This is a genomic window from Vibrio sp. R15-SG3-ISO1B, from assembly GCF_059833835.1.
This window is the reverse complement of sequence record NZ_JCBDGG010000040.1, coordinates 23,433-42,509: the sequence shown is the minus strand read 5'-3', so window position 1 is coordinate 42,509 and position 19,077 is coordinate 23,433. Positions and strand designations below refer to the sequence as shown.

Genomic DNA, 19,077 nt, shown 5'->3' with positions numbered 1-19,077 from the left:
TCGAGCGCTTTATGGCGCTGCAAGCAATGGGCAGCCCTTCGGCCAGACAAGACATCAAGACGTTAAAACACGCCGTGCTCTCACGCCCTGCGCCCAATCCAAACGCCCTGATGACCGGGCTCACCTTACTCGCCGACTGCGACTACCGCCACCAGCTCGCGGCGATCTCACAACCCACACTGCGCCTGTACGGCCGACTCGATGGTCTCGTACCCGCCAAAGTGGCCAAAGACGTCAGCGCCCTGATGCCACACAGCACCAGCCACCTCTTCACCGCCTCCTCACACGCGCCCTTTATCACCGAGTTCGACCACTTCTGCCAAATCATAAAAGAGTGGGTGGAGTAAGTGCCTAGAAAAAAGAAGTGCCTAGTTCCTAGAAAAATAAGTGCCTAGAAAAACAAGTGCCTAGTTCCTAGAAAAAGAAGTACCTAGAAAAACAAGTGACTAGTTTCTAGAAGTCCCCCTCTAGGAACTAGGCACTAGGAACTAGACACTAGGAACTCTCCCCTCTAGAAACTAGAAACTTCCCCTCAACTTTTCCGTTCACTGGTCGATAAATAATCGATACCAAAAAATCACCGCATTTGGTGAGGATTTGGTTGGGTGTGAGGAAGATAGCTATGCTCGTTTCACCAACGAATGTCAGTGTTCCACTCATCGCCCCATCGGTTAATGTGCAAACGGAGCAAGCGGCGCGGGAGAACAAAGTTCGCGAGCCGATTGGTCCTACAATGGCATTAGCCAAGAGCAACGCTGAGCGGAAAGTGAAAGCCGACGATAAGCGCCGCCGTGACGCCTCTTGGGATCCCTCAGAGCATCCGAGCTATGAGATGGATGAGAGTGGAGAGTCACACGCCGCGATTCGTGAAGAGCCTAAAGATAGACTCGATAGGCTGTTCGAGCTGCTGTCACTGGCCAGCTACAGCGAGCACCAAGGTAAAGGCTACGCCATGCGTTTTCGCTTGCCGAAACGCATAATCGATGCGGCGATAACTGAAGGCCAAATGGAAAAACGTCGGACCGTGATTAAGTTTCACTACGGTCATGCCGTGGCCCCCAATACGCCGTCAGATGTCATTGCGGTATTGTAGTACTGAGCGACACTGTGCTTGGAAGATCCAAACACTGCTCGGAAATGCCAAAAAAAACTCCCCGCCGTGGCGGGGATTTTCTTGGTGATGCTGGGTTTGGGGTTTAGGGTTATGGGTAGTGGGTTTGGGGTTAGCGCTTTGCTTTGGCGAACGCGGCGGCAAAGGCTCCGCCCATCGCTCCCCCAATCGCACTATCGCCTTGGCTCGCTTTGCTGGCATGCTCACGCGAGCGGCCATTCGATGGGCTCTGACGACGCGGCGCATTGGCGCGGCGCTCTTGCCCTGGCTCATCATTAAGACGCATCGACAAGCCGATACGCTTACGCGCAGCGTCCACTTCCATCACTTTCACTTTGACAATATCGCCGGCTTTCACCACATCACGAGGGTCCGCGACATAGCGATCCGTCAACGCTGAGATATGCACTAAGCCATCTTGGTGTACGCCAATGTCGACGAAGGCGCCAAAGTTGGCCACGTTCGACACCACCCCTTCCAGCACCATACCCGGTTCCAGATCGGTGATTTTGTTGACACCTTCAGCAAAGGTCGCGGTTTTAAACTCAGGGCGAGGATCTCGGCCCGGTTTGTCGAGTTCTTTGATGATGTCGGTCACCGTTGGCAAACCAAAATGCTCATCGGTGTAATCCACCGCACGCAGATCGCGCAGGAACGCACTGTCGCCAATCAGCGATTGAAGCGCTACGCCATTTTTTTCAGCGATATTTTTCACCACAGGGTACGCTTCTGGGTGCACCGCTGACGCATCGAGTGGGTTTTTGCCATCCATAATGCGCAAGAAACCGGCACACTGTTCAAATGCTTTGGGCCCCAAACGCGCGACTTTTTTCAAGGCGCTGCGCGTATCAAATCGGCCATGTTCATTGCGGTATTCGACAATGTTTTGCGCCAGCGTGCTGCTTAGGCCCGCCACACGCGTCAAGAGCGCCGATGACGCGGTATTGACATCCACACCGACCGCGTTCACACAGTCTTCCACCACCGCGTCCAAACGCTTGGCCAACATTGCTTGGCTCACGTCATGTTGATACTGACCAACACCAATCGATTTAGGATCGATTTTTACTAGCTCAGCCAAAGGGTCTTGCAAGCGACGCGCAATCGACACTGCGCCGCGCAGCGATACGTCCAGATCGGGGAACTCTTTCGCCGCGAGCTCAGACGCCGAGTAGACCGAGGCACCCGCTTCACTGACCATGATTTTCTGCACTTTCAATCCGTAGCGCTTGATCAGATCGGCGACAAAGCTGTCGGTCTCACGCGAGGCGGTGCCGTTACCGATCGCAATCAAATCGACCTGATACTGCTTGACCAGCGCGGCCACCACTTGGCCTGCTTTGTCGTATTGGTTTTGTGGCGGATGCGGGTAGATGGTCTCAGTGGCCAGCACTTTACCTGTGGCGTCCACCACGGCAATTTTGGAGCCGGTGCGCAGACCCGGGTCAAGGCCAAGCGTCGCGCGCGGGCCTGCCGGTGCGGCCATCAACAAATCTTTTAGGTTAGTGGCGAACACTTCAATAGCGTCGATTTCTGCGCGCTCTTTCAATGCGCCCATCAGTTCGGTTTCCATGTGCATGGCAATTTTGATGCGCCATGCCCAGCTCACCACTTGTTTGCGCCACCCATCGGCAGGGGCGTCACTCAGTGATAAGCCGTAGTGATCGGCGATGAGGGTTTCGCAATACGATTGACGCACGCCCTCTTCCTGGGCAGGGTCTGCGTCCATGGTCAGCGTGAGGAAGCCTTCATTGCGGCCTCGCAACATCGCCAAGGCGCGGTGAGACGGCACTTTGGCGAGCGGCTCGCGGTGATCAAAGTAATCTTTAAACTTCTCACCGTCACGCTCTTTGCCTTCAACAACGCGCGAGACCAACTCGGCGTGGCGGGTTAAGTAAGCGCGCACCTTTTCCAGTAAGCTGGCGTCTTCTGCCAAGCGCTCCATCACGATAGCGCGCGCGCCATCGAGCGCCGCTTTGCTGTCGGCGACCCCTTTACTTTCATCGACGTAACGCAGCGCTTCACGCTCCGGGTCATGTTCAGGATGATGCCACAAGGCATCGGCGAGCGGCTCGAGCCCCGCTTCAATGGCGATTTGCCCTTTGGTGCGACGCTTAGGTTTGTAAGGCAGGTATAAATCTTCGAGACGGGTTTTGCTGTCCGCTTGTTCGATCTGCGCTTTCAGCTCCGGGGTGAGCTTACCTTGATCGTGAATCGATTTCAGAATGGTCTGACGTCGGTCATCCAGCTCACGCAGGTAAGATAAGCGGCTATCTAGGGTACGCAGTTGGGTATCATCGAGTCCGCCGGTCACCTCTTTACGGTAACGGGCGATAAACGGCACCGTGTTGCCATCATCAATCAGCTTGACGGCAGACACGACTTGCTCAGGGCGAACATTCAACTCCTGAGCGATCAATTGGCAGAGTGCTTGGCTCATCCGTTGGCTCTCATTTTTCTCTTTAATGGGCGATATATTGGGGTGTGCACGATGAAATGCAACGATTTTCCATTCGAGACGCATCGCACCTCAAACAGTATCAAGGTCAAGATAGTCGCCAAACTGGTTGGCAATTGTGTGAAAATTGTGTCAGAACTAGAAAACGTCACGAACTTAATCACTCAGCACCCCTCTCACTCATTTCAACGAGTGACATTCACTAATCATGATGGAAATGCGATGAAAAAACTCTGGTTCAGTCTCTCCTTAACGCTTCTTTCCCTGTTGGCGCCGACGTATGCGCTGGCAGACGCCGCGTACGTCACGCTCGATACGCGCATCGACGCGACCACTGATGCGCCCGTCACCCGCCTCGAGGAAAAATTGGTGCTCGGTCGACTCGAAAACGTCACCCTGAGCGTCAAAGATGAGCAAGGGCAAACCGCTCTTGAAGGGGTGCCCTTTGCCGGCAAAATTGACACCGGCGCGGACACCACCTCGATGCACGCCATCGACATTCACGTCTCTCAGCCAACATCCGGACTACGCCCAGTGGCAAGATGAAGACTTGATGCGCGCGCTGGTCAAAGACGTCGAGCAAGTGCGCGACATTAATTACAACGATTGGAACCGAGCGGTGTTTGAGCCGTATCAAGTCAGCGTGCGCTTTTCCATCATTCACCCCTATAGCGGAGAGCGCGTCACCTTGGCTCTACCCCTCGAGCGTGTCGGCGTGATTCGCAGCCGATCCAGCGCAGAGCCCATTTTGCGCCCGACGGTCAATGTGCCGCTGACCATCGCCGGCACGACGGTGGAGACCGACGTCAACTTAACCGATCGCAGTCAGTTTTCAGCGCCAATCTTGATTGGTAAAACGTTCCTCAAAGATCACGCTTGGGTGTTTGCCGGCGCCGACCATCTGCAAACGTGGAACAGCGCGCAGCTGATTGGCCGCAAAGAAACCGTAGAGATTGACGGCGTGGCGCAGCGCGTCAGCTACTCGTTAAACGCCGCCTACAGCGTGCTCGATGCCAGTGACATTGACGTGAGTGACGATGGCATGCACGTGCGTTTTACGATTGAAGGCCCGCAAGGCGAGCGCAAAACGCTCTCTCGCCCGGTGATTCGCACGCTTAAGGTGAGCGGCAAGTCGCGCCCTATGGTTTACGTGCCTGTCACTCTCGGCGAGCAACAGAGTCAGCAGTGGCTGGTGTATCTCACCGATCGCCACCACAAGAGCAGTGACATTCGCCTCGGTAAACAGACGCTCAGCGAGCACTTTGTGATTGACCCAAGCGCGACGGATCTATTGTCCGGCAAAGCGCAAACGCTCTCGAGTCGTCAAGCGCAAGCGGCGCTTCAAATCACGGGGCAAGAAACGCTGCTGCTCGATGGTATCGCCCTGCCCGCCGAGCCCTCTTGGACAGTGGGCACACCGCTATTGAAAGTCGCCAGCTTTGAGACCTATCAACAAAAAGGCAAAGAGTGGGTCACTTATTATCTCAATGACAGCAAAAGCGGGCTCAATGACAACAAGGGCGAGGCCAAGCAGTTCTCCAAACCGATCCACAAAAAACTCAAAGTTGGGGAGACCACACGCCCAGTAGTGTTTGGCTCGTTTATGTTAAAAGGGCAAGAGGTGGAGCTGCCATACGCAATTGAGGTGCTTGGCGATAAAGAACCGCACGAGCACTTTATCATCGGCCGCAACATGACCGAGGGTGGCGTGCTGATCAACACTCGCAGCGAAGAATTACTCAGCCGCTACCCGCTGTTTAAGGCCGGCCACATTGAGGTCGCGCAAGTGGAAGGGCTCACCTTCCCGGTGAAACTCGATACCGGCGCTGATGTCTCCTCACTGAACGCGCAAAACATCGAGCGCTTTGAACGTGATGGTCAAGCCATGGTGCGTTTTGACTATGAAAACGATCAGGGCGATAAAAAGACCTTCACCCTGCCGGTGGTGCATGAGATGAGCGTGCGCGCCAAAAAAGGCGAGCAAGCCAACGTGCGTCCAGTGGTGGAAATGCGCGTCAAGCTCGGCGAGCTAGAGAAAAAGATTCGCGTCAATTTGCAAGACCGCGACCGCTTCCACTACAGCATGATTTTGGGCAAGAACTTCCTCAAATATGGCGTGGTGGTCAGCAGTGATGATGACTATCTAGTGACGAAAAAGCCAAGCGGCGAGTAATATAATAGGCCGGTAAAGCGGTTCAATAACTTGGATTACAGCAGTGAAAACAAAACTCATCACCCGCGAAGGTTACAAAAAGCTCAAAGCCGAGCATGACCATTTATGGAATGAAAAACGCCCGGAAATTACCAAAATAGTCACCTGGGCGGCCAGCCTTGGCGATCGCTCTGAGAACGCGGATTACACCTTCAACAAGCGCTTGCTTCGTCAAATCGATCGCCGAGTGCGCTTTCTGCGCAAGTTTCTCCCTGAGGTGACCATCGTTGACTACTCGCCGCAACAAGAAGGTAAAGTATTCTTCGGCGCGTGGGTCGAGATTGAGAATGAAGCGGGTGAGGTCAAAACATTCAGAATTGTTGGGCCGGAAGAAATTTATGGCGACGCCAAAGACTACATCTCCATTGATTCACCGATGGCGCGCGCGCTCCTCAAAAAAGAGGTCGATGACGAGTTCACCGTTCGCACCCCTGAGGGCGACAAAGAGTGGTTCATCAACGCCATCAGCTACCAGAAGCCTGAATGTTGATGCGCGTCTCTCACCGACCCCACGATTAAGATCCGGTTTAATATCAAAAAAGTCATACTCGCTAACAATTCTTTGCACCACTTTGCGCGGCGCTCTGTTACATTTTACTGTGCGCCCACTCAAATCGACTCGGTCGCATTGGAATGACATAGGTGGATTCACACATGCAAGAAAATCACAAAATCCTCGTCGTGGATGACGATGCCCGTTTGCGTGCATTGTTAGAACGTTACTTGTCTGAACAGGGATTTCAGGTACGCAGTGTCGCCAACAGCGAACAGATGGATCGTTTATTAACCCGCGAGAACTTTCATTTGATGGTGCTCGACCTTATGCTCCCTGGTGAAGATGGCTTGTCGATTTGTCGCCGTCTGCGCAATGCCGGCAGCTCACTACCGATTCTGATGCTCACCGCCAAAGGCGATGAAATCGATCGCATCGTGGGCCTCGAAGTGGGCGCCGATGACTATTTGCCTAAGCCGTTTAACCCACGTGAGTTGTTAGCGCGCATTAAAGCGGTGCTGCGCCGCCAGACGGTCGAGCTGCCAGGCGCACCGAGTTCTGCTGAGTCGATTGTTGAGTTTGGTGAGTTTCGCTTAAACCTCGGCACGCGTGAAATGTACCGCGGCGAGGAAGCGATGCCGTTAACCTCGGGCGAGTTTGCGGTACTCAAAGCGCTCGTGACCAACGCGCGCGAGCCGATGTCGCGTGATAAACTGATGAACATGGCTCGCGGCCGAGAGTACTCCGCGATGGAGCGCTCCATCGACGTGCAGATTTCACGTCTGCGCCGCATGTTGGAAGTCGATCCCAGCAAGCCAAGATACATTCAAACCGTTTGGGGCTTAGGTTATGTCTTTGTCCCTGATGGTAAAGACGCCTAAGCGGCTAGAGAGCGGGGCGCGCCTACCACAGGCGTTCCCCATCCCCTAGCCACCTTTCGGACCCGCTAGGAAAACTCCATGCGCATTCGCAGCTCATTCACTCAATCGATTCTCATCTTTCTGACCTTGCTGATTGCCAGCCAAGTCTACTCCTACTACGCCGTATTCAACTATGCGTTGATGCCCAGCTTGCAGCAGTTCAATAAGATCCTCGGCCATGAGATCAATTTGATGCTCGACGATACGCAAGACTTAGACAGCGAGCTCGATATGGACGCGCCGCTGCGTCGCCGAGTGCTTGAGCAGCTTGGTGTCACCATTCACGCCGAAAACAGCCCGATTGCTGCGGAGTACGAGCATGCGGTGACCATCGATTTGATGAGCGAAGAGATGAGCCAAGAGCTAGGCTCGGCAACCGACGTGCGGATGATGCTTGGCACAGACAGCTACGTGCTGTGGATGAAAATCGAGTCCCTGCCCGGCTCGCTGCTGCGCATCCCGCTCTCTGAGCTGCAAGAAGAGGATTTCACGCCCCTATTTCGCAACAGCGTCATCATGGCGCTGCTGATTGTTGCTGGGTGTTGGCTGTTTATTCGCTTGCAAAACCGTCCACTGATCGCACTAGAAAAAGCAGCCAAGGTGGTGGGTCGCGGTGAAATCCCGCCGCCACTGGTGGAGCAAGGCGCCTCAGAGATCCGCTCGGTCACCCGGGCGTTTAATCAGATGTCGAAGGGAATTCAGGCGCTCGAAGAAGATCGCGCGCTGCTGATGGCGGGGATCAGCCACGATTTACGCACGCCGCTGACGCGCATTCGCCTTGCCACTGAAATGATGTCGCCAGAAGACAGCTACTTGGCTGAAGGTATCATCAGCGATACCGAAGAGTGCAACGAAATCATCAGCCAGTTTATGGATTACCTTAAACCGGTGAATAAAGAGTCGTTTGTTGAGGTGGCACTCAATGAGATTGCCAGTGACGTCGCCAGCGCAGAGGGCGGCTATGAGATGGAAATTGACACCCACTGGCACCCTGCGCTCAAGCCGATCAGCGGTAGCCCGATTGCCATTAAACGTGCGATCAGCAATCTCGTGGTCAACGCCGTCCGCTACGGCAACGGCTGGGTGAAAATCTCAACCGGCATGACCGCCGACAGCAAACTGGCCTGGGTATCGATTGAAGACAACGGCCCCGGCATCAAGCAAAGCGACATCGGCAAATTATTTGAACCCTTTACCCGCGGCGACACCGCCCGAGGCAGCGAAGGCACCGGACTGGGCCTTGCCATCGTCAAACGTATCATGAGCCAACACAGCGGCTCGGTGATCGTCAATAACCGCAGCGGCGGCGGATTAAAAGTGCAGTTGAGTTTTCCGGTCCGAACTAAAGGTGTTTAGGGGGGAGTTCCTAGAGAAAACAAGTGCCTAGTTCCTAGAGAAAACAATCACCTAGCTTCTAGAAATCACCCTCTAGGCACTAGGAACTAGGAACTAGGAACTAGGAACTAGGAACTAGGAACTAGGAACTAGGAACTAAAAACTTCACCACCTCCCCCCATATTCAAACGCGTACTTTCCGTCCGTTGGCGCGGGGAGCCATTTTAGCTGCTCTTGGAGCGCTGGGGGGAAGTTGGATTGCGGTGTGAACCAGGCGCGGGTTTGGTAGCGGCGATCGGGGGTGAGATCGAGCGTGAAAGCGCTCTCGACCTGATCGCTTTGCTGATTACCTGCGACGCTAAGCGCGCTGTCTTGACAAGTAAACGGCGCGACAACAGGGCCTGTGGTTAATTCGGCGATGGGCGTGCCGACGCCTTGCGTATTGAGCACCACGCTGCCTTTCGCCGAGCGGCACCATGGCGCTTGATAATCCCAGTGCTGGATATTGAACTCCACCCGCCCTTGCACATCGAGTGGTACGGGCGGGCGAGGTAGCCAAGGTGTGATTTTCTCAACGGAGAGACTGGCCACCACGTTTTGTGCGAATGCGCCTTGGCGATTGAGACCCAGTGTGCCACGCCCCACGACAAGGCCGCCGCCTTGGCCCACGCGCACTTGCGCTTGTAGGCGGCCACTCAAAAGCGCGCCGATATCAAGCGACCAATTCACTGCGCCCAAATCGTAGCGCTGCCAACGCACTTGCGCCGCGCGCCCTTGCCAAAGGGTGCCTTGAATGCCATCGACACGCAGTTGCGCTGGGATAGCGGCATACTGACCTAAGGTGTGATAAACAAACGATGCCGGCATGTGCACCAACGCGCTCAAGCCAAATACACCCAGTAAACCTGCGCCGAGCAGAAGCCGTTTTTTCATCCCTCTACCCCTTCACCAACTGTAAGCGACGCACATCCACTACGCCCTCTTGCTTGCCTCTATCGAGATCAAGCGCGGTGACGTGCACGCCGTGGGTCTCTTGCAAAAAGGCAATCCAACTGACGAACTGGTTGAACGGCATTGGGCTTATCCACACTTGTAGCTCCTCACCGCGTGGCTGAACGCGCACCAACTCGACGTTGAAACGCTTCGCCGTTGAGGAGACCGCCTGATTCAGCGGTAAGGTTGATACCGAGCGCCCACCGGCGGCGCGCAAACTCGCGATCGTCTCGGCTTGATCTTCGACCCAGCCCAATAACTGCTTTTCGCTTTGCAGCCTAAGCTCTGCCTGCTCTGCGCGCGTGGTCAAGGGTTCGACAATGCCCCAGTATAGGCCGCCCGCCATCACAAGGCCCGCGCATACCATCACAAGGCGCTGCTCACGCGGGGTAATGGCGGACCACCATGCGCTCAGCTTGGTACTAAGCGGCGCCAATAGCGGCGCAAGGCTCGATTGAAAACGTGCTTTCATGACTCTCCTTACGACTGGCCGTCACGTAGCGTTAAAACAAACGAGCCGTTGACACGCTCGCCACTGCGACTGAGCTGCCCTTGCTCAACCTTAAAACGCGATTCAAGCTGCGCTTTGGCACGCTCAAAACTTTGGAAATCATCGCTTTGCGCTTCAAGGCGCACTTCTTTGCGATTGCGATCAAACTTGATACTGGTCAAGCTCAAACCCGGCACTTTGCTAACCGCATCAGGCAGTTGCACCATCCACTCTAACCAGACCGTTTCACTGCTGCCACCGGACAGTTGCGCCGCTTCTCGCTCCATCTCCCGTTTTAAATAGCTGACGGTCGGGATGCGCGTGCGCCCCGGTAGTGCCTCACGAAACAGACGCTCACTCTCGTTGCGATACGCATCGGCTTGTGTTTCAAAGCGCGCGGTTTTCAGCACACTGTCGACGCAAATCAGCGCCAGTAGCAGCATCGCGGCCATGGCACTGCCTTGCCAGACGCGCCAATATTTGCCGAGTGACGATTTAGGCTTGAATGCACCGGTTAATAGATTAACTGGGCTGAGTAAGGCGTGCTCGGCGAGCACCTGCATCACGAGCTTGCCCTCCTCGTTTTCCCAAACGCAATCTTGCCAAGCGGGATGCGCCTTAATCACAGACTCAGGCAGTGGGGTAAGCGCAGTCAGCGCCAAAGGCTCGCCAGCGCTATCTTTGACCCAATCAGAGGCGGTAATCCAAGGTAAAAAGCTTGCCTCTACCGAGACGCCTTGCCACTGACCTTTGCCAATCAGCCACTGCTCACCAATTTGCGCGGCGCACAGCGGCGTCTCCTTCGGCAGTGCCAATACATCCGGCAGCACTTTGCGCACCGAGCAGCCAAGCTCACGCAGATCATCGAGCACACTCGCCAGCCAAACACGCGGCGCGGCGCACACGTGCGCTTGATTGCCTTGTTTAGCCAGCACAACAAAGTGCAGCTCATCGACATCTTGCGCCAACTCATCTTCAAGCAAATAAGGCAGCATAGACTCAAATTGACGCCCAGCGCCGGCCGGGATTTCAACCTGCTTGAGCACCACATCGGCCGCAGAGAGCAGCACAGTCGTCGCGCGCCCCTTAGCGTATTGCGCTAACGCGTCACGCTGGGAATAGTTGGCCAGTTCGCCACTGGCGATCACGGCCCGCTCGCTCGCAGACCAGACCAACCATTGAACAGCGGCATTAGGGTTGTGACTCAGTCGAACGATCAGACTCTCGTTCACCGATACCTCCAAAGCGACGGCGTATCACCGTTGCAGTTTCACGATTTTCACTATACAGCAGGCTCCGCACTCGCACGCGCGAGTCGTTGACCAGCAGTTCAGCATCCATTTCAAAATAACGGCTATCGATATCCAAATAGCCTTTCGCCTGACTTTTCACATCGGCGCTGACCGAAGAGAGCGCCGACTCGGCATAAAATTCGTCGACCGATTGCCAGCCATCATAGGGGCGATTGTCGATGACGTTTTTAGCTTGTTCGACACTCAAACTGGGCGCCAACATGGCCGCAAGCAGCGCGCTGTGGCGCGCATCCAGCGTATTAATGTTGAGGCGAAAATCACTGGTCGGCAGCGCGCACACATGACCGCGCAGCTTCGTCATCACCTCTGCGCTCACTTGATGAATCGCGCGCAGCTCGCTGGCATCCGCCAGTAAAGAGTTGGCCGTCAGGTAGGCTGGCGACATCGACTCATAGTAGCTGTCTTCCACACCGGAAGAGGTATTCACCGTGGTGTCTTCATCAATGAACTCCCACACCGACTCCGCGATCGCCTGCGCTTGATAACTCTCCACCTCTAGGTATTCGAGCAAGGTTTGCAACACCTCAACCAAATAGGGCGTGGCGTTGGAGTTGGCCGTCTGCACAACCGCGTAGAGCGCATTGAGGTTCAAGCACGCTTGCCCGTCGGTCAGTGATCCGCGCAGCGTGCCAAAATCGAGCGGATAGGTTTGCTCTTCTATCGCCCAAGGCTGCGAGAGATTGACCGTGTCGCTATCTTGGTAGCTTTGTTCAATGCCCGCCCGCGCAAGCGCCTCTGCACTCAAGCTATACCAATACGCCTGCTGATAATCGAGCTGACTGCTGGCACGGCGAAACTGAGAAAAGAGCCGATCCGCCATGCTGGCCGCAATGCTGACCATCACTGCCAGCAGCAGTAGGATCACAATCAGGGCGACGCCGCGCTGCGAGCTAGCCGTTCTCATCGCTCTCTCCTACGCCCGCCAATGTGCCGCCACCCGTCAAATAAATGCGCTCTATCTCACCATAATCTTCCAGCGTTAAGGTGAGTGCCACCGCACTCGGCAACTGGTTACTGGCACGCCATTCACGCTGCCACTCACTGCCATCAAAAAAGCGTAAATCAAACTGCTCGACCTTATCGAGCAGTGGCATCACGATGCCCGCCTGCCCGGTGGGCGTATCTGGGTATCGCCACCAAATTCGTTGTAATACGCCATCTTGGATGCGATAGCCCACTTTGGTCACCTCGCCGCGCGGGAACTGCTGCTGCGGGTTAAACCAACCCAGGCGCGCGAACATCACCCCCTTTTCATCACTGTCGAGCAAGTTATCTTGCCAAGCGATCAGGGTAGATGAGGGCGAATCGCCGCCGGTGCGCGTTTGGCGCAGCGCCATTTGGCGAAAATCATTGTCGAGATAGACAAGGCTACGCTGCAATTCTCCGAGGCGCGCACTGCGCTGCTCTGAGAGCGCATTGCTGCGCTGCACCTGATTGAGCACTTGATAGGCCGCGACGCTCAAACTGGCAAAGATCGCCATCGCTACTAAAACCTCAATCAAGGTAAAACCTTGTGTTCGGCTTGCTTGTCTAGAGCGCCACATAGCTTCTCACCACCACGATCGGCGCGGCTTGCGCGCCCAGTGATACTTTGACATCAAACGCCGCCAACAGATCGCCGGTGGTGCTTACTGGCACCACTTGCCACTGCCATTGGCGCCCCGCTAACTGAGTAGTGCCCTTTTGCGCGCTGGGCTTCACGCCCGCTAAATGTACTTTGGCCATTTGGTTGTCGGCGACCATGGCAGCGAACGTCTTTTCCTCGATGTAACTTAGCGTATTGATGTGCTGACTGACCGAGCGCACTGTGGCGATCGCCGCCGTCGCAAAAATGGCAAGCGCGACCAACACTTCCAGCAAGGTAAAACCGCGCGCGGTAGCGGGGCGAGCAGCCGCAAATCGCCGTGTCATCATCATCGCGCGTGGTTTACTCATCGCTCTCTCCCGGCGCCAGCAGCACAATTTGGCCGTTCTCTTTGGCGATCACGCGCCATGCGGCCTCTTGTGACCACTGGCCGCTACTGGCCTTTGGCGCAATCGCGAGCTCAAACGGGCTCACTTCACCGCTCGACATAATAAAGACTTGCGGCGTCGGTAGTGCGTCTTTCTCTTCAAGGTCTGCAAAACGGTCGTCATCAAACAAGCTGCCGGGGCGAAACAGGCGATCTTCGTCCTGCCACGCCGAGCCGCCCATCGTGAGCTTGAGTGCCAAGTTTTCTCCAAGCTCCGTCTCTGCCGGAATTTGGCCATCGTCTAGACGCTGCCACCCCTTCGCGGTTAAGCTTACCAAACGATAGCGGCCGCGCTTTTCATCGACCCACAAACCGTAATCTTTCCCCGCCAGCATCGCCTCTTCGTTGAGGAGTTGCAGGCGATGAAACGCGGCGCTGGCCTGCTTTTTTGCCTCATCACTGCTGCGACTGACCAAGGTGGAGACCACCGCCGCCGATGACAGCGCGGCGATCACCACCACCAGCAAGACTTCAAGTAAGGTAAAGCCGCGAGCGCGTTGACGCATTATTGAAAGTCTTGGATATTCCAGTTACCAATGTCGGCATTGATGCCTTCACCGCCCTCTTGGCCATCGGCGCCCAAGGTAAAGATATCGATATTGCCGTTGTCACCTGGGCTTAGGTATTGGTAGTCGTTGCCCCAAGGATCGCTTGGCAAACGGCGAATGTAGCCACCCTCACGGTAGTTACGCGGCTCCGGGTTGGATGGCTTGCTGACCAACGCCTCTAGCCCCTGATCTGTGGTCGGGTAGACGCTATTATCAAGCTTGTACATGTCGAGTGCGTTTTCCAAGGCGACGATGTCTGTGACCGCTTTCTGTTGATCCGCCTTCTCTTTGTTACCTAACAGGTTAGGCACCACAAAGCTGGCTAAAATCCCCAAAATCACCACGACGACCATCACTTCTAATAACGTAAAGCCCGACTGTTTTTTGATTCTGTTTGTCATTGTTGTTCTCTCCGAGTGCGGGATCATCCCGCCATTAAATTATTCATTTCTAAAATGGGCATTAACGTCGCCATGACGATAAACAGCACCAATCCCGCCATCAGCGCAATCAGTACCGGAGTAAAAATGCCCAGAGCAATATTCACCATAGATTCAAAGTTGGCGTCTTGGTTGTCGGCGGCGCGCGTCAGCATGCCTTCAAGCTGACCACTTTGTTCACCACTGGCGATCATGTGCAGCATCATAGGTGGGAACAGTTTGGTCTGCTCGAGTGCGCGACGCAGGCTTGCCCCTTCGCGCACACTATCAGCAGCAAGGGTCACTTGCTGCTTGACGTAGCGATTGCTCATCACATCCACTGCGACCTTCATGCCATCCAAAATCGGGATCGCGCTCGACGTGCAAATCGACAATGTGCGGGCAAAACGCGAGGTATTGAGCCCTTTGCTGATTTTGCCAATCATCGGTAGGCCAATCAGTTTTCGATCATAAGCCAGACGAACACTTGGCTTGGCTAACGCCAGCTTGATGACGTAGCCCAGCGCCACAATCACGAGTAATAAGTAGAGACCAAAGTTCTGAACAAACTCGCTTGAGGCGAGCAGAAACTGGGTCGATTGCGGCAGTGCTTGGCCCATCTGGACAAACTGACCGACAATTTTCGGCACTACCGCCGCGAGCAAAAACGCCACAATGCCGATGGCAAACACCACCAGCACCACAGGGTAGATCAGCGCTTGCTGCAGTTTCGAGCGCATTTTCTGCCGATTTTCGGCGTAATCCGCCAAGCGCTCTAACACGGAGTCCAGATGGCCCGATTTTTCCCCCGCCGCGACCATAGAGCGAAACAGATCATCAAACACATGAGGAAAGTCCGCCAAGCTGTCGGCCAAGGTGTACCCTTCGGTCACTTTGGAGCGCACCGCAAGCAGCATCGAACGAATGCGCGCTTTTTCTGATTGCTCAGACACAGCGCGCAAACACTCCTCAAGGGGCATGCCCGATTGCACCAAAGTGGCGAGCTGGCGGGTGATCAACGCCAAATCTGGAGTACTGATTCCACGACGAAAACCGCTGCGCCCTGAATGGGCTTGCTTGGCGTTTTTCTGCCGCGTCTCTTTGACCTCCATCGGCACCAAACCCTGCTCTTTTAGCCGCGAGCGCAACTGGCGCGCTGTATCGGCTTCGAGCACGCCGGTTTTGGTTTTGCCTTTGCTGTCTAACGCTTTGTATTCAAATGCCGCCATTACGCTTCCTTGGTCACACGCAACACCTCTTCAAGCGTCGTGATGCCTTGTCTGACTTTCTCAAGGCCATCGCGTTGAATGCTTGGCGTGCGGGCACGAATGGCTTTCTCAATCGCTTGCTCGCCCGCGTCATCATGGATGAGCGATTGCACCTCGTTATCGACCCGCAGCAGCTCATGGATCCCGGTTCGGCCGCGATAGCCTTTAAAGTTGCACGCTTCACAGCCGACGGCTTTATGCAGCGTGAGGTTCTCGTCTTCGCCGAGCGCAAACCACTGTTTGATTTGCGCGTCAGCCTGATAGGGCGCTTTACACGATGGGCACAGGGTGCGCACCAAACGCTGAGCCAACACCCCAAGCAGCGAGGAGGAGATCAAAAACGGTTCAATGCCCATATCACGCAGACGCGTAATCGCCCCTGTGGCGGTATTGGTGTGCAAGGTAGACATCACCAAATGGCCAGTCAATGAAGCTTGAATGGCAATTTGCGCCGTTTCGAGATCGCGAATTTCGCCGACCATCACCACATCCGGGTCTTGGCGCAAAATGGCGCGCAAGCCGCGCGCAAAGGTCATATCCACTCTCGGGTTGACCTGCGTCTGGCCGATGCCGTCGATATCAAATTCGATCGGATCTTCCACTGTCAGAATATTGCGCTCATTGCTGTTGATTTCACTTAAGCCGGCGTACAAGGTGGTAGATTTACCTGAGCCCGTTGGACCGGTGACCAAAATGATGCCGTGTGGGCGACCAATGAGCTGGCGGAAATCATCGTGATTGGCCTTGGTCATACCAAGGCTGTGCAGATCCAATCGCGTGGCGTTTTTGTCCAAAAGACGCATCACCACGCGCTCGCCGTGCGACGATGGCATAGTCGAGACACGCACATCGACCGCGCGGCCACCGATACGCAGGGAAATTCGCCCATCTTGAGGCACGCGTTTTTCCGCGATGTCGAGCCGCGCCATCACTTTAACCCGTGAGACCAGAAGGGGCGCAAGTTTGCGACTGGGTGATAACACATCACGCAGTACACCATCGACGCGAAAACGGATCGCTAAGCTTTTCTCAAAGGTTTCGATGTGAATATCCGACGCGCCCTCTTTGATTGCCTCACCCAACATGGCGTTGATGAGTTTGATGATCGGCGCATCGTCTTCTGACTCCAGCAAGTCTTCATCCTGCGGCAGCTCTTCAGCCAGCGAGAAGAGATCGTCACTGTCCGCGCCAATGTCTTCCATCAACTGGCGCGCTTCCGACGAGTCGCGCTGGTAGGCGCGGGTTAAACGCTGTTCAAACTCACTGCTGCTGACCGCTTGCATACCAAACGGCTCGCCGACCACGCGATTCACTTCGAGCAGGGCGTCTACCGCAAGCGGTTCAACATAATAGAGCACCAAGCCAGGTGACTCGGTCTGCTCGGTTTCCAACACCAAGCTGAAACGCTTGGCAAAACTAAACGGCAAGCGACGAACGGACGGTCTCTCCATTACTGCACATCCATTTGGTCAAGGAAGGCTTGGATTTCCACCGGATGGCGGATCTCATCACCAAATTTTGGCAGCACAGGAATGTGCGCATCGTCCATCAGCTTAAGACCTTGGTCCGCTTTATAAAGCTGCTCAGCACGGATGAAGTTGTATTTACGCTGCGTGATGCCATCGGCCGTCATGCCATCGCGAATGATGGTCGGTTTGATGAACACCATCAGGTTCTTTTTCTCCACTTGGGTACTGGTCGATTTGAACAGATGGCCAAGATACGGAATGTCGCCCAGCAGCGGCACTTTCGATTCGCTCTCTAGCGCGCGCTCATCAATCAAACCGCCGAGGACAATCATCTGACCGTCTTCGACCATTACGGACGTGTTGAGCTGGCGCTTGGCAAACCGCACATCCACCGCGCCATTGGCACCAAGCACGTTGGACACCTCTTGCTCAATATTGAGCTGCACTGAGTTACCTTCGTTAATCTGCGGCACCACTTTGAGTTTGATGCCGACCTCTTTACGGTCGACGGTTTGAAATGGGTTATCGTTGTTCGAACCGGCCGTAGAGCCCGTTAACACCGGCACCTCTTCACCAACAATAAACGAGGCCTCGCCGTTATCCATCACGGTAATGCTCGGTGAGGAGAGAATGTTGGAGTTGGAGTCAGTCGATACCGCACTGATCAGCGCCGTCCAGTCGCCCATCACCACACTGAGCGCTGCGCCATTGACGCCAGAGAGTGCCGAGGCCAGCGTAGAATAGTCGCCTTCTTCCGTAGTGGTCTCATTACGCAAAAAGTCGCCATCTGAGTCATATACTGCTGTGGTGGTGGTGGTATCTTTTGCTTCCTCCAACCCGACCATCACTTCACCGATGCCAGCCCCTGTATTTCCATACTGGATGACAGAGCCGGTTTCCAACGATCCCCATTGCACACCAAGGTTGATGCCATCGCCCTCTGCCATTTCAACAATCAGTGCTTCAATCAGCACTTGCGCGCGGCGAATATCCAGCTGTGAAATCACCTCTTGCAACGCGTTCATGATATCTGGCGGCGCGGTGAGCACGAGCGCGTTGGTCCCCGGGTGGGCAGCGATCATCACGTCATTGCGCTGAGAATTGCTGTTGCTGCCAGCGTTTTTCTCCGCTTGCAGGTTGGCCGACACGCCTTTGAGCACCTCAACCATTTCATCGGCTTTGGCGTATTTGAGGTAGACCACGCGGTTGTTGCCTTTCGACGCCATTTCCACGTCAAGCTGCTTGATCAGTCGGCGCAGGCGTTCACGCACTTGCGGATCGCCGGAGATCAAAATCGAGTTGGTGCGATCGTCTGCCACCAACTTAGGCTCCAAAAACGCTGGGGTGTTTTTATCGGCGCTTTTATTCAGCGCATCGACAATACGCACCATCTCTGCGGCAGAAGCGTTGGCTAAATCCACCACTTCGATCTCTTTGTCGCCCGCCTGGTCGACGCGTTTGATGATGTCCGCCAAGCGGTTAACCACGGCGGCGCGTCCGGTGATCAAAATGATGTTGGCAGGGTCGTAGTGCACCACGTTACCGGCACCAGCGTTGTCATTGAGCTGTCTTAGCAGTGGCGAGAGCTCGCGCACCGAGACATTGCGCACGGCCACTACGCGAGTGACCACGGCGTCACCTTGCACGCTGCCATCACCCACCACTGGAATAGCCGAGGTTTTGGCGTCTTTTGCGCGAATGACTTTGAGTACGCCGTTCTCCATCTCCACCACGGCAAAGCCATACACTTCGAGCACATTGAGGAAAAAACGGTAGTACTGCTCTTCGGTTAACATGTCGTAGCTGCGCACATCGACTTTTCCGCGTACCGCTGGATCCACGATAATGGTCTTTTCTAAGTTTCGCCCCACAATGTTAATAAACTCTTGAATGTCCGTACCCTTAAAGCTGGCACTGAAATCATTGGCGCTCACCAGTGGGGTCAACAAGCTTGCTGCTAACAGCCAAGCACTGCGCTTAATTCTCATGTCCCCACCAAAAAAGAGCCCACAAAAAACGTTCTCAAGCCACTGCTT

At 55.0% G+C, this 19,077-nt stretch carries 17 protein-coding genes and 1 pseudogene; 6 read left to right on the top strand and 12 right to left on the bottom strand.

The genetic code is table 11. The annotated features are described in order from the left end of the window. Both AC6R0S_RS11820 and AC6R0S_RS11815 read left to right on the top strand, forming a co-directional pair. Positions 1-347 (top strand): alpha/beta hydrolase family protein (locus AC6R0S_RS11820; RefSeq protein WP_500637974.1); only part of this gene is annotated, 347 nt, incomplete at its 5' end. A 275-nt stretch (positions 348-622) separates the two neighbouring features. Further along, positions 623-1,093 carry an ATP-dependent Lon protease gene (locus AC6R0S_RS11815; protein ID WP_334554907.1) on the top strand — a complete coding sequence of 157 codons (471 nt, stop codon included), beginning with the start codon at positions 623-625 and terminating at the stop codon, positions 1,091-1,093. 130 nt (positions 1,094-1,223) lie between these two features. Here AC6R0S_RS11815 and AC6R0S_RS11810 read toward each other — a convergent pair whose 3' ends face one another. Further along, positions 1,224-3,551 carry a Tex family protein gene (locus tag AC6R0S_RS11810; RefSeq protein ID WP_500637976.1) on the bottom strand — a complete coding sequence of 776 codons (2,328 nt, stop codon included), beginning with the start codon at positions 3,549-3,551 and terminating at the stop codon, positions 1,224-1,226. 240 nt (positions 3,552-3,791) lie between these two features. Here AC6R0S_RS11810 and AC6R0S_RS11805 point away from each other — a divergent pair. From AC6R0S_RS11805 to envZ, 4 genes and pseudogenes are all read left to right on the top strand, one after another. Further along, positions 3,792-5,742: pseudogene (locus AC6R0S_RS11805) on the top strand (putative ATP-dependent zinc protease). A gap of 43 nt (positions 5,743-5,785) precedes the next feature. After that, complete coding sequence (gene greB / locus AC6R0S_RS11800; RefSeq protein WP_500637973.1) at positions 5,786-6,271, top strand: transcription elongation factor GreB; 486 nt, start codon at positions 5,786-5,788, stop codon at positions 6,269-6,271. A gap of 164 nt (positions 6,272-6,435) precedes the next feature. After that, entirely contained in the window at positions 6,436-7,155 is a 720-nt protein-coding gene (gene ompR, locus AC6R0S_RS11795) for an osmolarity response regulator transcription factor OmpR (RefSeq protein WP_500626432.1), read from the top strand. Positions 7,156-7,233: 78 nt separating this feature from the next. Then, entirely contained in the window at positions 7,234-8,550 is a 1,317-nt protein-coding gene (envZ, locus tag AC6R0S_RS11790; RefSeq protein ID WP_487903068.1) for a two-component system sensor histidine kinase EnvZ, read from the top strand. 144 nt (positions 8,551-8,694) lie between these two features. Here the strand turns inward: envZ and AC6R0S_RS11785 are convergent, their stop codons facing one another. From AC6R0S_RS11785 to gspD, 11 genes are read right to left on the bottom strand one after another with little or no spacing between them, the layout of a single operon-like run. After that, positions 8,695-9,462 (bottom strand): type II secretion system protein N, encoded by a 768-nt coding sequence (locus AC6R0S_RS11785; RefSeq protein WP_500630702.1) that lies wholly within the window; start codon positions 9,460-9,462, stop codon positions 8,695-8,697. Positions 9,463-9,466: 4 nt separating this feature from the next. Further along, positions 9,467-9,958 (bottom strand): type II secretion system protein M, encoded by a 492-nt coding sequence (locus AC6R0S_RS11780; protein WP_500628058.1) that lies wholly within the window; start codon positions 9,956-9,958, stop codon positions 9,467-9,469. A 44-nt stretch (positions 9,959-10,002) separates the two neighbouring features. Next, the gene (gspL, locus tag AC6R0S_RS11775; RefSeq protein ID WP_500630701.1) at positions 10,003-11,244 is read right to left on the bottom strand and encodes a type II secretion system protein GspL; all 1,242 of its coding nucleotides are present in this window, start codon (positions 11,242-11,244) and stop codon (positions 10,003-10,005) included. After that, the gene (gspK, locus tag AC6R0S_RS11770) at positions 11,204-12,229 is read right to left on the bottom strand and encodes a type II secretion system minor pseudopilin GspK (RefSeq protein WP_500637972.1); all 1,026 of its coding nucleotides are present in this window, start codon (positions 12,227-12,229) and stop codon (positions 11,204-11,206) included. Before gspK ends, gspL begins: the two co-directional genes overlap by 41 nt. Continuing rightward, a complete protein-coding gene (gene gspJ / locus AC6R0S_RS11765; protein ID WP_500630700.1) occupies positions 12,216-12,869 on the bottom strand; it encodes a type II secretion system minor pseudopilin GspJ in 654 nt (217 codons plus the stop codon). Before gspJ ends, gspK begins: the two co-directional genes overlap by 14 nt. Beyond that, the gene (gene gspI, locus AC6R0S_RS11760; protein WP_500632566.1) at positions 12,856-13,236 is read right to left on the bottom strand and encodes a type II secretion system minor pseudopilin GspI; all 381 of its coding nucleotides are present in this window, start codon (positions 13,234-13,236) and stop codon (positions 12,856-12,858) included. The genes gspJ and gspI overlap by 14 nt, the downstream gene beginning before the upstream one ends. Before the next feature lie 16 nt (positions 13,237-13,252). Then, on the bottom strand, positions 13,253-13,843 hold the full coding sequence (locus AC6R0S_RS11755; protein WP_500632559.1) for a prepilin-type N-terminal cleavage/methylation domain-containing protein: 591 nt from the start codon (positions 13,841-13,843) through the stop codon (positions 13,253-13,255). Further along, on the bottom strand, positions 13,843-14,286 hold the full coding sequence (gene gspG, locus AC6R0S_RS11750; protein ID WP_334554933.1) for a type II secretion system major pseudopilin GspG: 444 nt from the start codon (positions 14,284-14,286) through the stop codon (positions 13,843-13,845). The genes AC6R0S_RS11755 and gspG overlap by 1 nt, the downstream gene beginning before the upstream one ends. Before the next feature lie 23 nt (positions 14,287-14,309). Beyond that, positions 14,310-15,533, bottom strand: coding sequence for a type II secretion system inner membrane protein GspF (gene gspF / locus AC6R0S_RS11745; RefSeq protein ID WP_500637971.1), 1,224 nt, complete (start codon positions 15,531-15,533; stop codon positions 14,310-14,312). Continuing rightward, on the bottom strand, positions 15,533-17,023 hold the full coding sequence (gene gspE / locus AC6R0S_RS11740) for a type II secretion system ATPase GspE (protein ID WP_500637970.1): 1,491 nt from the start codon (positions 17,021-17,023) through the stop codon (positions 15,533-15,535). The genes gspF and gspE overlap by 1 nt, the downstream gene beginning before the upstream one ends. Beyond that, positions 17,023-19,029 (bottom strand): type II secretion system secretin GspD, encoded by a 2,007-nt coding sequence (gene gspD, locus AC6R0S_RS11735; protein ID WP_487903089.1) that lies wholly within the window; start codon positions 19,027-19,029, stop codon positions 17,023-17,025. The genes gspE and gspD overlap by 1 nt, the downstream gene beginning before the upstream one ends. Between the last annotated feature and the right edge of the window lie 48 nt (positions 19,030-19,077).